Consider the following 14,831-nt stretch of genomic DNA (forward strand, 5'->3'; position numbering starts at 1 on the left):
TTCCCATGGGCGCACGCGATTTCCTCCAGCATTCGGCACTTTCCGCCACCGACGGCCAGCGCCGCCACGAGGCCGACGTGCTCGTCATCGGCGGCGGTCCGGCCGGCACCTGGGCGGCGGTGAGCGCCGCGGCGCAGGGCGCGCGCGTGGTGCTGGCCGACAAGGGCTTCTGCGGCACCTCGGGCGCCACCGCGCCCTCGGGCACCGGCCTGTGGCACGTCTCGCCCGAAGGCACGGCGCGCGCCGATGCCAAGGCCGCGCGCTTCGCCATGGGCGGCCACCTGGCCGAGCACGCCTGGATGGACCGCGTGCTGGCCCAGACCTGGGACAACGTCGAGCGGCTCAAGGAATGGGGCTACCCCTTCCCCGCCGACGAGGAAGGCCGGCTGCGCTGCAACTCGCTGCAGGGCCCCGAGTACATGCGGCTGATGCGCAAGCGGGTCAAGGCATCCGGCGCGCGCATCCTCGACCACAGCCCCGCGCTGGAGCTGCTGGTCGACGAGCACGGCACGGTCTGCGGCGCCACCGGCGTCAACCGCCAGAGCGGCGAGACCTGGGTGGTGCGAGCCGGCGCGGTGGTGATCGCCACCGGCGGCTGCGCCTTCCTCAGCAAGGCGCTGGGCTGCAACGTGCTGACCGGCGACGGCCAGCTGATGGCGGCCGAGGTCGGCGCCTCGCTCTCGGGCATGGAGTTCTCCAACGCCTACGGCCTGGGCCCGGCCTTCTCGTCGGTCACCAAGTCGCTGTTCTACAACTGGGCCACCTTCTACGACCGCGACGGCCAACCCGTCGAAGGCGCGGGCTCCTCGCGCGGGCGCAGCATCATCGCGCAGACCCTGCAGACGCAGCCGGTGTTCGCCTGCATCGACCGCGCCGACGCACAGGTCCGCGCCTGGATGCGCACCGCCCAGCCCAACTTCTTCGTCTCCTTCGACCGCCAGGGCATCGACCCCTTCACCCAGCATTTCCCCGTCACGCTGCGGCTCGAAGGCACGGTGCGCGGCACCGGCGGGCTCAACCTGGTCGACGACAGCTGCGCCACCTCGGTGCCCGGCCTCTACGCCGCGGGCGATGCGGCCACGCGCGAGCTGATCTGCGGCGGCTTCACCGGCGGCGGCAGCCACAACGCGGCCTGGGCGCTGTCCTCGGGCTTCTGGGCCGGTGCCGGCGCGGCCGCCTTCGGCCAGGACGCACGCAGCGCGGGCGCCCAACGGCCGGCCCTGCGCGCGGGCGGCGTGGCCCTGAACACGCGCGGCGCCACGCCCTTCGACAGCCAGGCCGTGGTGCGCGCCGTGCAGGACGAGGTCTTTCCCTACGAGCGCAACTGGTTCCGTCAGGGCGAGGTGCTCGACGCTTCGCTGGCGCGGCTCGATGCGCTGTGGGCGCAGCTGCGCGGCAGCGCCCCGGCCGCCAGCGCCGCCGAGGCGGTGCGCGCCCGCGAAGCCGCAGCAATGCTGGCCACCGCGCGCTGGATGTACCGCAGCGCGCTGCAGCGCACCGAGACCCGCGGCATGCACCGGCGGCGCGAGCACGGCGCGCTCGACCCGGCGCAGCAGCACCGGCTGCTCAGCGGCGGGCTCGACGAGGTCTGGGTCCAGCGGCAAGCCGTGCAGAACGAAGCCGCGGCGGAGGTGACGGCGTGATCGAACTCATCAGCGCCGAGCGCTGCACCGCCTGCAACATCTGCGTCAACGCCTGCCCGACCAACGTGTTCGAGGCCGTGGCCGGCGGCCCGCCGCGCATCGCGCGGCAGGACGACTGCCAGACCTGCTTCATGTGCGAGCTCTACTGCCCCGAGGACGCGCTCTACGTCGCCCCGATCGCCGACCGCCGCGCCACCGCCGAGGAGCGAGAACCCGCGACCGCCGCGCTGATGGGCAGCTACCGCAGCGCCGTCGGCTGGGGCCGCGGCCGCACCTCGACCGCGTCGGCCGACGCGAGCTACGAACTCCTGGGCCGCGCCCACTGACACCGCTTCATCCGCCATGCCTCACCCGAGCTCCCCCACCCGCCGCCGCCTGCTCCAGGGCGCGCTCGGCGCCGCCGCGGCCAGCACCCTGCCCGGCTTCGCGATCGCCCAGGCCCAGGCCACGAACGGCGTGCTGCGCCTGGGCTACATCGGCCCCGGCAAGAAGCCCGCGGCCGCCACCGGCTGGGCGCTGCGCGAGGGCGGCCTGCTGAAGGAACTGGCGCCGCTGGGCATCCGCGAGATCGTCACGCGCAACTTCCCCAACGGGCCCGACCTCAACGAGGCCTTCCTCTCGGGCGCGCTCGACGTGGGCATCTACGGCGACACGCCGGCCGTGGTCGCGCGCGCCCGCGGCTTCGACGCGCAACTGATCGGCTTCGACACCGTGGGCATGAACGTCTGGCTGCTCACGCCGCGCGGCGGCGCGCGCAGTGTGAAGGAACTCGAAGGCCAGACCATCGGCGTGGCGCGCGGCTCCTACATGCACCGCTACGTGCTGGGCCTGCTCAAGGAGAACGGCCTGCAGAAGTCGGTCAAGGTGATCCACATGTTCCCGCGCGACGGCGAGGCCGCGCTCGACCGCGGCTCGATCGCCGCCTTCGCGGCGCAGACCGACGTCGGCCCGCTGCTGGCCTCGCGCGGCTACCCGGTGATCGACCAGGCCGACCAGCATCCGACGCTGCGCGGCACGCAGGTGATCGTCGCCTCGCAGAAGACGCTGGCCGCCGCACCTGGCCTGCCCGCCGCCTGGACCCGCGCACGCCGCACCGCGCTGCAGGACATCCACCGCCGCAGCGACGCCTACTTCGACTTCCACGCCGAGGTCAGCGGCTTCCCGCTCGAGGTGGTGAAGATCTCGCATCCGCTGTCGCAGTTTCCCGAAGTGGCCTACCCGGCCGAGGGCGTGGCGCTGCTGGGCGAGGTCAAGCGCTTCCTGCTCGCCGAGAAGCTGATCGACAAGGACTTCTCGCTCGACGACTGGCGCGTCAGCGACGCCTGATCGCGGCGCGGCGCGGGCCCGCCACGCGCGTGCGGCATCATGGTGGCCCTTGCCACCTTGGCGCACACGAGGACCACACCGATGATCATCGGCATCGACCTGGGCACCACCCACAGCCTGGCCGCCGTCTGGAAGGACGGCCGCCCCCACCTGGTGGTGAACGCGCTGGGCGCCTACCTCACGCCTTCCTGCGTGAGCATCGACGAAGACGGCAGCGTGCTGGTCGGCCAGGCCGCGCGCGACCGGCTGCAGACGCATCCCGAACGCACGGCCGCGCTGTTCAAGCGCTACATGGGCAGCGACAAGAGCTTCCAGCTGGGCGCGCGCGGCTTCCGCGCCGAGGAACTCTCGTCGCTGGTGCTGCGCTCGCTGAAGGCCGACGCCGAAGCCATGCTGGGCGAGCCCGTGACCGAGGCCGTGATCACCGTGCCGGCCTATTTCTCCGACAGCCAGCGCAAGGCCACGCGCATCGCGGGCCAGCTCGCCGGGCTGCAGGTGGAGCGGCTGGTGAACGAGCCGACGGCCGCCGCGCTGGCCTACGGCCTGCACCAGGACGAGGACGCGACCCAGTTCCTGGTGTTCGACCTGGGCGGCGGCACCTTCGACGTCTCGATCCTCGAGATGTTCGAGGGCGTGATGGAGGTGCGCGCGACCGCCGGCGACAACTTCCTGGGCGGCGAGGACTTCGTCAACGAGATCGTCCAGCTCTTCTTCACCGAGACCGGCCTTCCTGAAACGGCACGCGCCGACGGCGGCTTCATGCAGCAGCTGGTGGCGCGCGCCGAAGTCGCCAAGCGCGCGCTGTCGGACCACGAGAGCGCCACCCTCGCGCTGCACTGGCAGGAGCGCGAGCACACGCTGGTGCTCACGCAGGAGCGCTTCCGCGCGATCAGCGAGCCGCTGCTGGCCCGGCTGCGCGCGCCGGTGGAGCGTGCGCTGCGCGACGCCAGCATCCGCGCCGGCGAGATCGACAACGTGGTGCTGGCCGGCGGCGCGACCCGCTCGCCCATCGTGCGCCAGATGGTCACGCGCATGTTCGGCCGCTTCCCCGCAATGGACATCAACCCCGACGAGGTGGTGGCGCTGGGCGCGGCCGTGATGGCCGGCCTGAAGGCGCGCGACGCGGCGCTCAAGGAAGTGGTGATGACCGACGTCTGCCCCTACACCCTGGGCGTCGAGACCGTGCACCGCATGCCCGGCGGCGGCGAGGTCGACGGCTACTTCTCGCCCATCATCGAGCGCAACACCGTGGTGCCGGCCAGCCGCGTCAAGCGCTACATCCCGGTCAGCGAGGGCCAGCGCATCCTGAGCCTCGAGATCTTCCAGGGCGAGGCGCGGCTGGTGCCCGACAACATCAAGCTGGGCACGCTCGAGGTGCCGCTGCCCCGCGCGCCGCGCGCCGAGGCCAACGTCGAGGTGCGCTTCACCTACGACGTGAACGGCCTGCTGGAGGTCGAAGCCACGGTGCTGGCCACGCAGGAGGTGCACCGGCTGGTGATCCAGGGCAACAGCGGCGTGCTGAGCGAGCTGGAGATCGCGGCGCGGCTCGCGCAACTGGCCGAGCTCAAGATCCACCCGCGCGACAAGGCCGAGAACCGGGCACTGGTGGCGCAGGCCGAGCGCGTGTTCCAGCAGCTGCGCGCCGATGCGCGCGAGCGGCTGGGCGACGAGATCTCGCGCTTCGAGCTCACGCTGGAATCGCAGGACGAGCGGCAGATCCGCCCGGCGCGCGAGCGGCTGCGCAAGGCCATCGGCTTCTTCGAGCGCGACAGCCACTTCGACCCGGACTTCGTGTTTTGAGCGCCGTGACCGACGCCTTCGAGCGCCTCGGCATCACGCCGACCCGCGACATCAAGACCATCAAGCGCGCCTATGCCGTGGCGCTCAAGGCCATCGACCAGGCCAGCGAGCGCGAGGCCTTCGAGCGGCTGCGCCAGGCCTACGAGCAGGCGCAGGCCTGGGCCGCGCGCGCGGACGAGGAGGAAGACGAAGAGGAAGAGGAAGAGGAAGAAGGCGACGAGGAGGACGGTGAGGACCGGGAAGACCAGGCCCCTGCCGACACCGACGACGCGGCCGCCCCCGAGGCGCCGGACGCGCCCGTGCCGTTCGCACCGCCGCCCGCCCAGGCGCCTGCGGCGCCCGTGCCTCCACCGCAGCGCCCCGACGAGGCCCGCCAGGCCCTGCAGCACTGGAGCACGCAACTGCGCGACGCGGCCCCCGGCGCGGTCGCGGTCCTGCTCGAGGAGGCCCTGACCGACCCGCGGCTGCTGCACCTCGACAGCCATGCGCAGCTCGAAGCCCGCATCGCCGACCTGCTGCACGACGACCCGCCCGGCCGTGCCGTGCTGTTCGACACCGCGGCCCGGCGCTTCCACTGGACCGACCGCAACGCCCGGCCGATCGCCAGCACCCAGGCCGCGCAGTGGATCTCGCGCGTGATCAACCAGGGCCTGCAGTGGCAAGCGCAGACGCCGGCGGCGATCGCGCTGCAGCAGCAGGCGATGGCCACGGTCGCGCGCGTGCCCTCGCCGCAGGCGCAACAGGTGCGCAGCTTCGCCGAGGTGCTCGAGCACCTGGCCAGCGATTTCCCCGACTGGTTCGCGCTGCACCTCGACGCGCAAGGCCACGCCCATCTGCCGGCATGGCAGGCGGTGCATGCAAAACTTGCGACCCGGTGGTCGCGCCAGGCCGCACGCAGGGAGCGTTACTTCGGCACGCCCCGCAAGACGCTGAACACGGTGGTCGGGGGCCTTTTCGTGCTGACGCTGGTCACGGCCGTGCTCTCGGGCCTGATGAACCACTTCCCCGGCAGCCAGGCCCCAGCCGCCGTGGCCGCGGCGTCGGCCAAGACCGGCATCGGCGCGCCGCCCGCCACGCCCGACCCGGTGCTGGCCTACGAGTTCACCGGCGCCGTGACCCGCGACAGCTGCGAGAGCGCCGAGGAGTTCGTGCACGAGTCCAACTGGCTGCAGGTCGACGACAGCGACGCGGTGGCCCTGCTCGCCACGCGTGCCATCCGCTGCCAGGACAAGGGCCTGTGGTCACGCAAGGACGACACGCTGATGGCCTGCCTGCGCGCCGAGCGCGTCGCGGCCCTGGGGGCCGGACGGGCCGAGGAAGCGCGGCGCTGTTTGAAGCTGGACGCGGCGGGGAAATAAGCGCACGTTCACGCAGTGCGGACTTGGCCGGCCTTGCCTGCAAGCCGCGGGCGGCCGGCGGTCCGGGTCGGCATCGCCCCATCTTCAGTTCCTTGATGGTTTTTCATGCTTCATCTATGCCGGCAGCGTGACGGGCCTCACGCCGCCATGCTTGCCACCGATGAAAAGCGGCTCACAAAAGCATTTTCCTGATATTCATATCCGAAAAAATTCTATTGAAAGAAAATTTTCGCGGACACAAATAATTCGAAAGGCTTATTTCTCTTGTTGACCCGACAGCGGATGTCGCGGGATTTTCCATAGCCTCGGGATTTTCAGCGAGTGAATCATGATGGACTTGGCACCAAGGAATAGATCAAGCAACGGAAGCGCAATGCGGTGGCTCAGCGACGCTGTCTGTCCGTGCGGAGCGGGAGGCGATTTCGTTCCGGAAAGCATCGATTTCGCCCCACACACGATGGCACACCGCTCGCTCACCCTGGTCCTGGGATTGGCACTTGGCACGCTGACCACCTTCACCGCCCTGCCCGCGGCCGCGCAGGCTCCCGCCGCCGACTACCCCACGCAGGGGGTCACGCTCCTGGTGCCCTTCCCCACCGGCGGCATCACCGACAGCATCGCGCGCCTGGTCGCCCAGGAACTGGGCACGGCCTGGGGCAAGCCCGTGGTGGTCGACAACCGTGCGGGCGCCAGCGGCACCATCGGCGCCGCAGCCGTGGCCCGCGCCCCCAAGGACGGCCACACGGCCCTCTTCACCATCACCACGCACGTGCAGATGCCGGCGCTGCGGCGCGCCCTGCCCTACGACGCGGTGAAGGATTTCGCGGCGGTCTCGCAGATCGGCATGTCGACCTCGGCCCTGGTCGTGACGCCCGACTTTCCCGCAACCACGCTGCAGGAATTCGTCACGGTGCTCAAGGCCGAGCCCGCCAAGCACGCCTACGGCTCGACCGGCGTCGCGACCACCTCGCACATCTACGGCGAACTGTTCAAGAAGGAAGCTGGCGTCGACATGCCGCACGTGCTCTACAAGGGCGCGGCGCCCATGGTGACGGACCTGCTCGGCGGCCACATCCGCGTCGCGGTGCTCGACACCGGCACTGCGCTGCCCTACCTGCAAGGCGGCAAGCTGCGCGCCCTCGCGGCTTTGGGCACGCGGCGCTCCGAAGCCCTGCCCCAGGTGCCCACCTTCCAGCAGGCCGGCTACGCGGGCTTCGAGCCCTACGCCTGGATCGGCCTCTTCCTGCCCGCCGGCACGCCGCAGGCCCGCATCGACAAGATGTCGACCACGGTGGCCGCGATCATTGCCAGGCCCGAAGTGCAGAAGAAGATGCGGGACATGAACATCGAGCCGGTGGGGAGTACGGCGGCGGAGTTCTCGGTGGTGCTGCGGGACGATGCGGAGACTTGGAAACGGGTGATTGAGAGGACGGGGATTCCGGTGGAGGATTGAGACTCGGCCGGGCGCAGCCGAAGGTATGGCATTTGCCCCAAGGCGGGGCCTTGCGTTCCGTACGCCCCAACACGTCGGGCGACTGGCACCGGAAACGACGCGCCCGTAGTGACACACGAAGCGCGAAGCCGATCGAATCCACGCCCAAGCGAGGGCGCCATCGATGCGAGGGGATTCTCAGCCCATCCCGCCCGGACTCCTGTCCAGGCGACATGAACGATTGCCGGAATGCGGCGTGATCCGGTTGTCGGCGGCAGAAGCACTGCATTTGAAGGAAGAAGTGCATGCAGCGCATGGCCTTGCGGCCTCGCGCCTGTGGCGACATGCCGACACCCTGTCGCGGATTCCCGGCGTCGCGACGTCTCGCTTCAAGCCGGCTGACAGGCTTCTGAAAGCTTCCATCGATCACCATCGCGCCTTCTCCTTCCAACAAGAGACAAGCCATGATGTTCAACAACGCACCCGGCGCAGGCGAAGCCACGCATCCCACCACCCGCAGAACCCTGCTCCAGATGGCCGGCGCCCTGGGCCTGGGCGGCGTGCTGCCCGCGGCTTCGCTGGCGCAGCCGGCGTGGCCCAGCAAGTCAATCCGCTTCGTCGTGCCCTTCGCGCCCGGCGGCAGTTCGGAGATCGTGGCGCGCTCGACCGCGGCCGAGCTGTCGAACACGCTGGGCCAGAGCGTCTTCGTCGACAACAAGCCCGGCGCGGCGGGCAACATTGCGATGTCGGAAGTGGCGCGCAGCGAAGACCAGCACACGATCATCCTGGGCCACATCGGCACGCTGGCCGTCAACCCCTACATCTTCGACAAGCTGCCCTACGACGCCAACAAGGACTTCAAGCCGGTGAGCCTGCTGGCCAAGGTGCCCAGCCTCTACGTGGTGCACCCCGACGTGCCGGCGAAGAACCTGACCGAGTTCATCGCCTACGCGAAGAAGAATCCGGGCAAGCTCAGCTACGGCTCGGCCGGCAACGGCAGCGCGGGCCACCTGGCCTTCGAGTACCTGAAGATCAGCTCGGGCGTGTTCATGCTGCACGTGCCCTACCGCGGCACCGGCCCCATGCTGACCGACCTGCTCTCGGGCCGGCTCGAGGCCTCGGCCATCGGCGCGGCCGCGATCATCCCCTTCATCAAGGCCGGCAAGGTGCGCTGCATCGCCACCGGCTCGGCCAAGCGCCTGCCTCAACTGCCCGACGTGCCGACCGTGGCCGAGCAGGGCTTCCCCGGCTTCGAGATGACGCAGTGGTACGGCATGCTGGCCCCGGCCAACATGCCGGCCGCCCACATCGCCAAGCTGTCGCAGGAAACGATGAAGGCGGCCAAGACCTCGGCCGTGATCGAGCGGCTGCGCGGCGACGCGGCCGAATCCGTGGGCGACAAGCCCGAGGAGTTCGCCAAGTTCATCGCCATCGAGCAGGAGCGCTGGAAGAAGGTGATCGCGCGCGCGAACATCAAGCCCGACTGAAGTCGTCGCGGCGCGCGCTATCGCTTCGGTGGGCCCTTCTTCGCCATGTGGCGCCGGGGCTTCATCGGGCGTGGCCCGCCGCAGCGCAGAAAGGTCTCGTCGGTGCGCAACAGGGACGCCGCCTCCAGGCGGTCCAGCACATCGAGGCGTTCGCTGGCCCGCGATCGCTTGCGCGGCGCGCCTGACTTTTCGGGCGTCTTCACGGGCTTCATCGGACTTCCGGCCCGGCCCTCAACCCTTCGCGGGGCGCGTGCCGGCGGTGGCGAAGAGCTTGACCATCTCGCGGTCGAAGGCCGGCAGGTCGTCGGGCTTGCGGCTGGTGACCAGCTGGGGCGCCACCACCACTTCCAGGTCACGCCACTCGGCGCCCGCGTTCTCGAGGTCGACGCGCAGCGAGGGCCAGGAGGTCACCTGCCTGCCCTTCACCCCACCGGCGTCGATCAGCGTCCACGGCCCGTGGCAGATCGCGGCGATGGGCTTGCCGGCGTCCACGAAGGCCTTGACGAAGGCGATGGCGCGCTCGTCGATGCGCAGCGCGTCGGGGTTCACGACCCCGCCGGGGAGCAGCAGCGCGTCGTAGTCGGCCGGCTTGGCGTTCTTCAGCGCGACGTCGACCTCGAAGGTGTCGGCCGGATCGTGGTGCTTCCAGCCGCGCACGCTGCCATCCATCGGCGAGACGATGGCGGTTGCGGCACCCGCTGCGATCAATGCCTGGCGCGGGTCGGTCATCTCGACCTGTTCGAAGCCGTCGGTCACCAGGATCGCGACCTTGATCCCGTCGAGGGCGTTGTGTGGAGTTGTCGTTGCGCTCATGGGGCACCTTCCGTGTCGAGTGGTTTGATCGAATGTCGAAGACATCAAGCTACCCGGCTGCACACGGCGTCGTATCGGCGCAGGGGCGGCCTGCATGTCGGACGTTTCGACGGCTCGGGTGCGCTGCATGCAGCCACGGCCGCAGCCTCCGGCACCGTCGAAGCGCCGTGTCCTCCGGCCACCTCGCGCTTCGAGCGCGCTGGTCCTACGCGGGGGGCTTCGGCCCGGGCGGATGTTGCAGTTCCCACGAACACAACGGAACACCCCATGACCACCCCCCGCGCCCCCGCCGATGCCTGCAGCCTGCTCGATGCCGACCACCGCAACGTCAAGAAGCTCTTCAAGGAGTTCGAGCCCCTGGCCGAATCCAAGGCCAAGACGGCCCCCGCCAAGCGCCGCCAGCTGGCGGACCAGATCTGCCTGGAGCTCAGCGTCCATGCGCAGATCGAGGAAGAGATCTTCTACCCCGCCCTGCGGGCCGCGGTGAAGGCCGAGGACCTGCTCGACGAGGCCGAGGTCGAGCATGCGAGCGCCAAGGACCTGATCGCCCAGATCCGCGACGGCGACGAGAACGACAGCAAGTGGTGCGCCAAGGTCATCGTGCTCGGCGAGTACATCGACCATCACGTGAAGGAAGAGCGCAACGAGATCTTCGTGAAGGCGCGTGCCGCCCGCAACCTGGACCTGGTCGCCATGCGCGACGAGCTGCAGGCCCGCAAGGAAGAACTCATGGCCGAGATGACGGCCGCCGCCTGATGCCGACGCGCTGACGCGGCAGGCGTTCACTCGACCGGGCTCGCCTGCGCCCTGCAGGGTTTGCAGCGTTGCGATCGCCTCCGCGGCAACGCTAGCATCGCGCCATGCGCATCCTGCTCGCGGAAGACGAACACAGCCTGGGCACCTGGCTCAGCCGGGCGCTCGAGCGTTCCGGCATCCAGGTCGAATGGGTCGACGACGGCCGCTTGGCCGACCAGGCCCTGCAGGCCCGCGACCACGATGCGGTGGTGCTCGACCTGGGCCTGCCCGGCATGGACGGCCACACCGTGCTCGAGCGGCTGCGCAAGCGCGACCAGCGCCTGCCCGCGCTGATCCTCACGGCGCGCGATTCGCTGGCCGAACGCGTGGGCTCGCTCAATGCCGGGGCCGACGACTTCCTGGCCAAGCCCTTCCAGCTGGCCGAGCTCGAGGCGCGACTGCATGCGCTGGTGCGCCGCGCGCGCGGCATCGAGCATCCGCGGCTGGCCTGCGGGCCGCTGGTGTTCGACGGCACCAAGCGGCAGTTCCACCTCGACGGCGAAGTGCTCGCGCTGTCGCCGCGCGAACTGTCGGTGCTGCGCGTGCTGGCCCAGCGCAGCGGCGAGCCGGTGTCGAAACAGCAGATCCTCGACCGTGTGTTCTCGGACGAGGAAGACATCCATCCCGAAGCCGTCGAGGTGATCGTCCACCGGCTGCGCAAGCGCCTCGAAGGCAGCGCGGTGCGCATCGTCACCATGCGCGGGCTGGGCTACGCGCTGGAAGCGGCTTAGGTGCCCGCTTCCAGTCTCGGCGTGACTCGCCTGCGCCAGGCGCGTACCTGGTTCCAGCGCGCGAGCCTGTGGCAGCGCCTGGCGCTGATGCTGGTGCCGGCCCTGCTGATCGTCACGGCCTCCGAACTCTGGCTCACGCGCCACGATGCGCTGGGCGCGGCCAACGCCGCCTACGACCGCTCGGTGCTGGGCGCGCTCAAGGCCATCGACGCCAACATCTCGACCGCCTCGGGCGGCCTGTCGGTCGAGCTGCCCTACACGATGTTCGAGTTCTTCGAGCTGACGGCGAGCGGCCGCGTGTACTTCCGCGTCGCGACCTCCGACGGCCTGGTCGAGCTGGGCAGCGCCGACCTGCCCGAGCCGCCCTTCGCGCTCTCGCCGGGCGTGCCGGCGTTCTACGACGCCGAGTACTTCGGCGAGCCGGTGCGCTTCGCGGCCTACCGCCGCGCGCTCGACCTCCCCTCGGCAAAGGAGGACGGCGCCCGCAGCGTGCTGGTGCAGGTGGGCGAGAGCACCAAGTCGCGCCAAGACTTCACCGCGCGCTTCGTGCGCCGCGCCGCGCTGCGCGACTCCCTGGTGCTGGCCGCGCTGATGCTCGCCACCTCGCTCGGCCTGGTCGCGGCGCTGCGCCCCTTGCGCCGCTTCGCACGCGAAGTGCAGGCGCGGCATCCCGAGGACCTGACGCAGATCGAGGAAGTGGCCATCCCCGCCGACATCCGGCCGCTGGTGAGCGCGGTGAACCAGCACATGGCGCGCACCAAGGCGCTGGTGACGCAGCAACGCCAGTTCCTCGACGACGCTTCGCACCAGCTGCGCACCCACCTGACCACGCTGCAGATGCAGGCCGACTACGCGCAGCGCGAGGACGACCCGAAGGAACTGAAGGCCGCGCTCGAAGCCATGCGCGTCGAGATCGGCCGCGTGACGCGCACCACCCAGCAGCTGCTGGCCCTGGGCCGCTCCGACACCGCGTCGCTCGAGTTCGAGACCGTCGACCTGGCCGAGTTGCTGCGCGAGGTGGCGCTGGGCCTGCTGCCGATGGCGCGCGCCCGGCACATCGACCTCGGCATCGCCCCGCTCGCGCTGCATGGCCCCGCGGTGGCCGACGCCGCCCTGCTGCGCGAGGCGCTGGGCAACCTGGTCGCGAACGCGCTGGCCTACACACCCGAACACGGCAAGGTCACACTCGATGCGCGCGACGACGATGCCGCGCGATGGCAGCTGAGCGTGGAAGACAACGGCCCCGGCATGAGCGAAGCCGAACTGGCTTCCATCGGCCAGCGCTTCCGCCGCGGCCGGCGCGCGGCGCAGGGCGGCTCGGGCCTGGGCCTGGCGATCGCGGCCTCGATCGCGCAGCGGCATGGCGGCGGGCTCGCGCTGGGCAGCGTGAACAAAGACGGCGGCGGGCACACGGGCTTGCGTGCCTGCATCTGGTGGCCCCAGGGCCCCACGTCGACGATGACGGCGATCGCGCCCCAGGGGCCGATGGCATGACCCCCTCGTTCATGCGCGCGCGGCGCGCCCTCGTGCTGCGCACCGGCGCCCTGCTGCTGCCCCTGCCCGCCGCGCTGCACGCCCAGCCGCAGGACCCCAGCCTCGCGCCCGCCGAATGCGTGATCCCCGCCAAGGCCGGCGGCGGCTTCGACCTGACCTGCGCGCTCGCGCGCGACGCGCTGCAGATCGTGCGCCCCACGCGCCCGCCCCTGGTCCAGCGCTTCATGCCCGGTGGCATCGGCGCCGTGGCCTTCGACCGCATGGCCACGGGCCGCATGGGCGGGCCGGACCTGCTGGTCGCCTTCTCCAGCGGCTCGCTGCTCAACATCGCCCAGGGCCGCTTCGGCCCGCACCCGGCCAACGCCGTGCACTGGCTCGCCACCCTGGGCACCGACTACGGCGTGGTGGCCGTGCACCGCGATTCGCCCTACCGGACGTTGCAGGACGTGATGAGCGCCATCCGCCGCGACCCGTCGGGCGTGGTCTTCGGCTCGGGCGGCACCGTGGGCAGCCAGGACTGGGTCAAGTCCGCCCTGCTGGTGCGCGCCGCCGGCCGCGACCCCAAGGCCATGCGCTTCGTCTCCTTCGAAGGCGGTGGCGACGCGCTGGCCGCGCTGCAGGGCAAGCACGTCGACGTGTTCCCCGGCGATGCCGCCGAAGCGCTGCAGGCCATTGCCGGCGGCGCCGCGGTGCGCATCGTCGCGGTGCTGTCGGCCACCCGCCTGGGCGATGCGCTCCAGGGCGTGCCCACCGCGCGCGAGCAGGGCGTCGAGATCGTCTGGCCGACGGTGCGCGGCGTGTACATCAGCGCCAACGTGTCCAGGGACGCCGCGCGCCAATGGGCCGCGGCCTTCCAGGAAGCGCTGGCCTCGCCGCAGTACGCGGCGCTGCGAAGCCGGCACCGGCTCTACCCCTTCTCCCTGACGGGACCGGCCATGGACGACTTCGTGGCGCGGCAGCTGGCCGCCTACCGGGAAATGGCGAGCACGCTGGGCCTGCGGCGCTGGGACCGGTAGTGCCGCCGCGAGCCATCACGGGAAGATGGCGGACAGACACGAGGCTTGCACCGGGCACAATGCCCGCACCCACCCCGGCCGCCTTGCCGGCCCCCGGCCCTTTCCCCCGGATTCGCCCCCATGAACATCCAGCAGCGCAACAACGTCCAGGTCCAGGGCGAAGGACCGGCCACCATGATCTTTGCGCACGGCTTCGGCTGCGACCAGAACATGTGGCGCTTCGTCGCCCGGCATTTCTCGCAGCGCTACCGGGTCGTCACCTTCGACCATGTCGGCTCGGGCAACTCCGACCTGAGCGCCTACCAGCCCTCGAAGTACGCCGAGCTCGCGGGCTATGCCGACGACGTGCTGGAGATCGCCGCCGCCACGGCACAGGGCCCGACCTGGTTCGTCGGCCATTCGGTGAGCGCGATGATCGGCATGCTGGCCGACCTGAAGTCGCCCGGCACCTTCGCGGCCCACATGATGATCGGCCCCTCGCCCTGCTACATCAACGACGGCGACTACATCGGCGGCTTCACGCGCGAGGACGTCGAGTCGCTGCTCGACACGCTGGAGAGCAACTACCTGGGCTGGGCCAGCAGCATGGCGCCGGCCATCATGGGCGTGCCCGAGCGCCCCGAGCTGGGCGAGGAACTGACCGCCAGCTTCTGCCGCACCGACCCCGAGATCGCCAAGCAGTTCGCCAAGACCACCTTCCTGTCGGACTCCCGCAAGGAGGTCGCGCGGCTGCAGACGCCCACGCTCATCGTGCAATCGTCCGAGGACCTGATCGCGCCGCTCACGGTCGGCGAGTACCTGCAGCGCACGCTGCCGCACGGCATGCTGCGCGTGGTCGCCAACACCGGCCACTGCCCGCACCTGAGCGCGCCCGGCCCCACCTGCGACGCGATCGAGGAATTCATCGACGCGCTGCCGCGCCGCTAGCCGGGCCCC

General features: G+C 70.7%; 14 protein-coding genes. 12 read left to right on the forward strand and 2 right to left on the reverse strand.

The window, feature by feature from the left end:
- Positions 1-5 precede the first annotated feature (5 nt).
- From QTI20_RS16800 to QTI20_RS16830, 7 genes are all read left to right on the forward strand, one after another.
- On the forward strand, positions 6-1,643 hold the full coding sequence (locus QTI20_RS16800; RefSeq protein ID WP_286552514.1) for an FAD-dependent oxidoreductase: 1,638 nt from the start codon (positions 6-8) through the stop codon (positions 1,641-1,643).
- Positions 1,640-1,969, forward strand: a complete 330-nt coding sequence (locus QTI20_RS16805; protein WP_183026684.1) for a 4Fe-4S dicluster domain-containing protein — start codon at positions 1,640-1,642, stop codon at positions 1,967-1,969. Before QTI20_RS16800 ends, QTI20_RS16805 begins: the two co-directional genes overlap by 4 nt.
- 16 nt (positions 1,970-1,985) lie before the next feature.
- On the forward strand, positions 1,986-2,969 hold the full coding sequence (locus tag QTI20_RS16810; RefSeq protein ID WP_286552515.1) for an ABC transporter substrate-binding protein: 984 nt from the start codon (positions 1,986-1,988) through the stop codon (positions 2,967-2,969).
- An 81-nt stretch (positions 2,970-3,050) separates the two neighbouring features.
- Positions 3,051-4,769: an Hsp70 family protein gene (locus tag QTI20_RS16815; RefSeq protein WP_286552516.1), complete on the forward strand. Its 1,719-nt coding sequence runs from the start codon at positions 3,051-3,053 to the stop codon at positions 4,767-4,769.
- Positions 4,766-6,127, forward strand: coding sequence for a J domain-containing protein (locus QTI20_RS16820; RefSeq protein WP_286552517.1), 1,362 nt, complete (start codon positions 4,766-4,768; stop codon positions 6,125-6,127). The genes QTI20_RS16815 and QTI20_RS16820 overlap by 4 nt, the downstream gene beginning before the upstream one ends.
- A gap of 457 nt (positions 6,128-6,584) precedes the next feature.
- Positions 6,585-7,580, forward strand: coding sequence for a tripartite tricarboxylate transporter substrate binding protein (locus tag QTI20_RS16825; protein ID WP_286552518.1), 996 nt, complete (start codon positions 6,585-6,587; stop codon positions 7,578-7,580).
- A 446-nt stretch (positions 7,581-8,026) separates the two neighbouring features.
- Positions 8,027-9,046 (forward strand): Bug family tripartite tricarboxylate transporter substrate binding protein, encoded by a 1,020-nt coding sequence (locus tag QTI20_RS16830; protein ID WP_503011425.1) that lies wholly within the window; start codon positions 8,027-8,029, stop codon positions 9,044-9,046.
- Positions 9,047-9,063: 17 nt separating this feature from the next.
- Here QTI20_RS16830 and QTI20_RS16835 read toward each other — a convergent pair whose 3' ends face one another.
- Entirely contained in the window at positions 9,064-9,258 is a 195-nt protein-coding gene (locus QTI20_RS16835) for a hypothetical protein (RefSeq protein ID WP_286552519.1), read from the reverse strand.
- Positions 9,259-9,277: 19 nt separating this feature from the next.
- Positions 9,278-9,859 (reverse strand): type 1 glutamine amidotransferase domain-containing protein, encoded by a 582-nt coding sequence (locus QTI20_RS16840; protein ID WP_286552521.1) that lies wholly within the window; start codon positions 9,857-9,859, stop codon positions 9,278-9,280.
- Positions 9,860-10,126: 267 nt separating this feature from the next.
- Here QTI20_RS16840 and QTI20_RS16845 point away from each other — a divergent pair, with 267 nt between their 5' ends.
- The 5 genes from QTI20_RS16845 to QTI20_RS16865 all read left to right on the forward strand — a co-directional run bounded on the left by QTI20_RS16845 (position 10,127) and on the right by QTI20_RS16865 (position 14,822).
- On the forward strand, positions 10,127-10,615 hold the full coding sequence (locus QTI20_RS16845) for a hemerythrin domain-containing protein (RefSeq protein WP_286552522.1): 489 nt from the start codon (positions 10,127-10,129) through the stop codon (positions 10,613-10,615).
- Positions 10,616-10,719: 104 nt separating this feature from the next.
- Positions 10,720-11,385, forward strand: a complete 666-nt coding sequence (locus QTI20_RS16850) for a response regulator (RefSeq protein ID WP_286552525.1) — start codon at positions 10,720-10,722, stop codon at positions 11,383-11,385.
- Between the two features lie 87 nt (positions 11,386-11,472).
- Positions 11,473-12,879 carry a sensor histidine kinase gene (locus QTI20_RS16855; RefSeq protein ID WP_286553449.1) on the forward strand — a complete coding sequence of 469 codons (1,407 nt, stop codon included), beginning with the start codon at positions 11,473-11,475 and terminating at the stop codon, positions 12,877-12,879.
- A complete protein-coding gene (locus QTI20_RS16860; RefSeq protein ID WP_286552526.1) occupies positions 12,876-13,895 on the forward strand; it encodes a Bug family tripartite tricarboxylate transporter substrate binding protein in 1,020 nt (339 codons plus the stop codon). Before QTI20_RS16855 ends, QTI20_RS16860 begins: the two co-directional genes overlap by 4 nt.
- A 120-nt stretch (positions 13,896-14,015) precedes the next feature.
- On the forward strand, positions 14,016-14,822 hold the full coding sequence (locus tag QTI20_RS16865; protein ID WP_286552527.1) for an alpha/beta fold hydrolase: 807 nt from the start codon (positions 14,016-14,018) through the stop codon (positions 14,820-14,822).
- Positions 14,823-14,831 lie beyond the last annotated feature (9 nt).

The organism is Variovorax sp. J2P1-31 (assembly GCF_030317215.1).
Classification (GTDB): Bacteria; Pseudomonadota; Gammaproteobacteria; order Burkholderiales; family Burkholderiaceae_C; genus Variovorax.

What these genes read in the sequence shown, in the direction of transcription:
- QTI20_RS16855 (WP_286553449.1), top strand. Translation starts at nt 11,473, where the DNA reads ATGCTGGTGCCGGCCCTGCTGATCGTCACGGCCTCCGAACTCTGGCTC.
- QTI20_RS16815 (WP_286552516.1), top strand. Translation starts at nt 3,051, where the DNA reads ATGATCATCGGCATCGACCTGGGCACCACCCACAGCCTGGCCGCCGTC.
- QTI20_RS16830 (WP_503011425.1), top strand. Translation starts at nt 8,027, where the DNA reads ATGTTCAACAACGCACCCGGCGCAGGCGAAGCCACGCATCCCACCACC.
- QTI20_RS16800 (WP_286552514.1), top strand. Translation starts at nt 6, where the DNA reads ATGGGCGCACGCGATTTCCTCCAGCATTCGGCACTTTCCGCCACCGAC.
- QTI20_RS16810 (WP_286552515.1), top strand. Translation starts at nt 1,986, where the DNA reads ATGCCTCACCCGAGCTCCCCCACCCGCCGCCGCCTGCTCCAGGGCGCG.
- QTI20_RS16840 (WP_286552521.1), bottom strand. Translation starts at nt 9,859, where the DNA reads ATGAGCGCAACGACAACTCCACACAACGCCCTCGACGGGATCAAGGTC.
- QTI20_RS16860 (WP_286552526.1), top strand. Translation starts at nt 12,876, where the DNA reads ATGACCCCCTCGTTCATGCGCGCGCGGCGCGCCCTCGTGCTGCGCACC.
- QTI20_RS16865 (WP_286552527.1), top strand. Translation starts at nt 14,016, where the DNA reads ATGAACATCCAGCAGCGCAACAACGTCCAGGTCCAGGGCGAAGGACCG.
- QTI20_RS16845 (WP_286552522.1), top strand. Translation starts at nt 10,127, where the DNA reads ATGACCACCCCCCGCGCCCCCGCCGATGCCTGCAGCCTGCTCGATGCC.
- QTI20_RS16825 (WP_286552518.1), top strand. Translation starts at nt 6,585, where the DNA reads ATGGCACACCGCTCGCTCACCCTGGTCCTGGGATTGGCACTTGGCACG.
- QTI20_RS16850 (WP_286552525.1), top strand. Translation starts at nt 10,720, where the DNA reads ATGCGCATCCTGCTCGCGGAAGACGAACACAGCCTGGGCACCTGGCTC.
- QTI20_RS16835 (WP_286552519.1), bottom strand. Translation starts at nt 9,258, where the DNA reads ATGAAGCCCGTGAAGACGCCCGAAAAGTCAGGCGCGCCGCGCAAGCGA.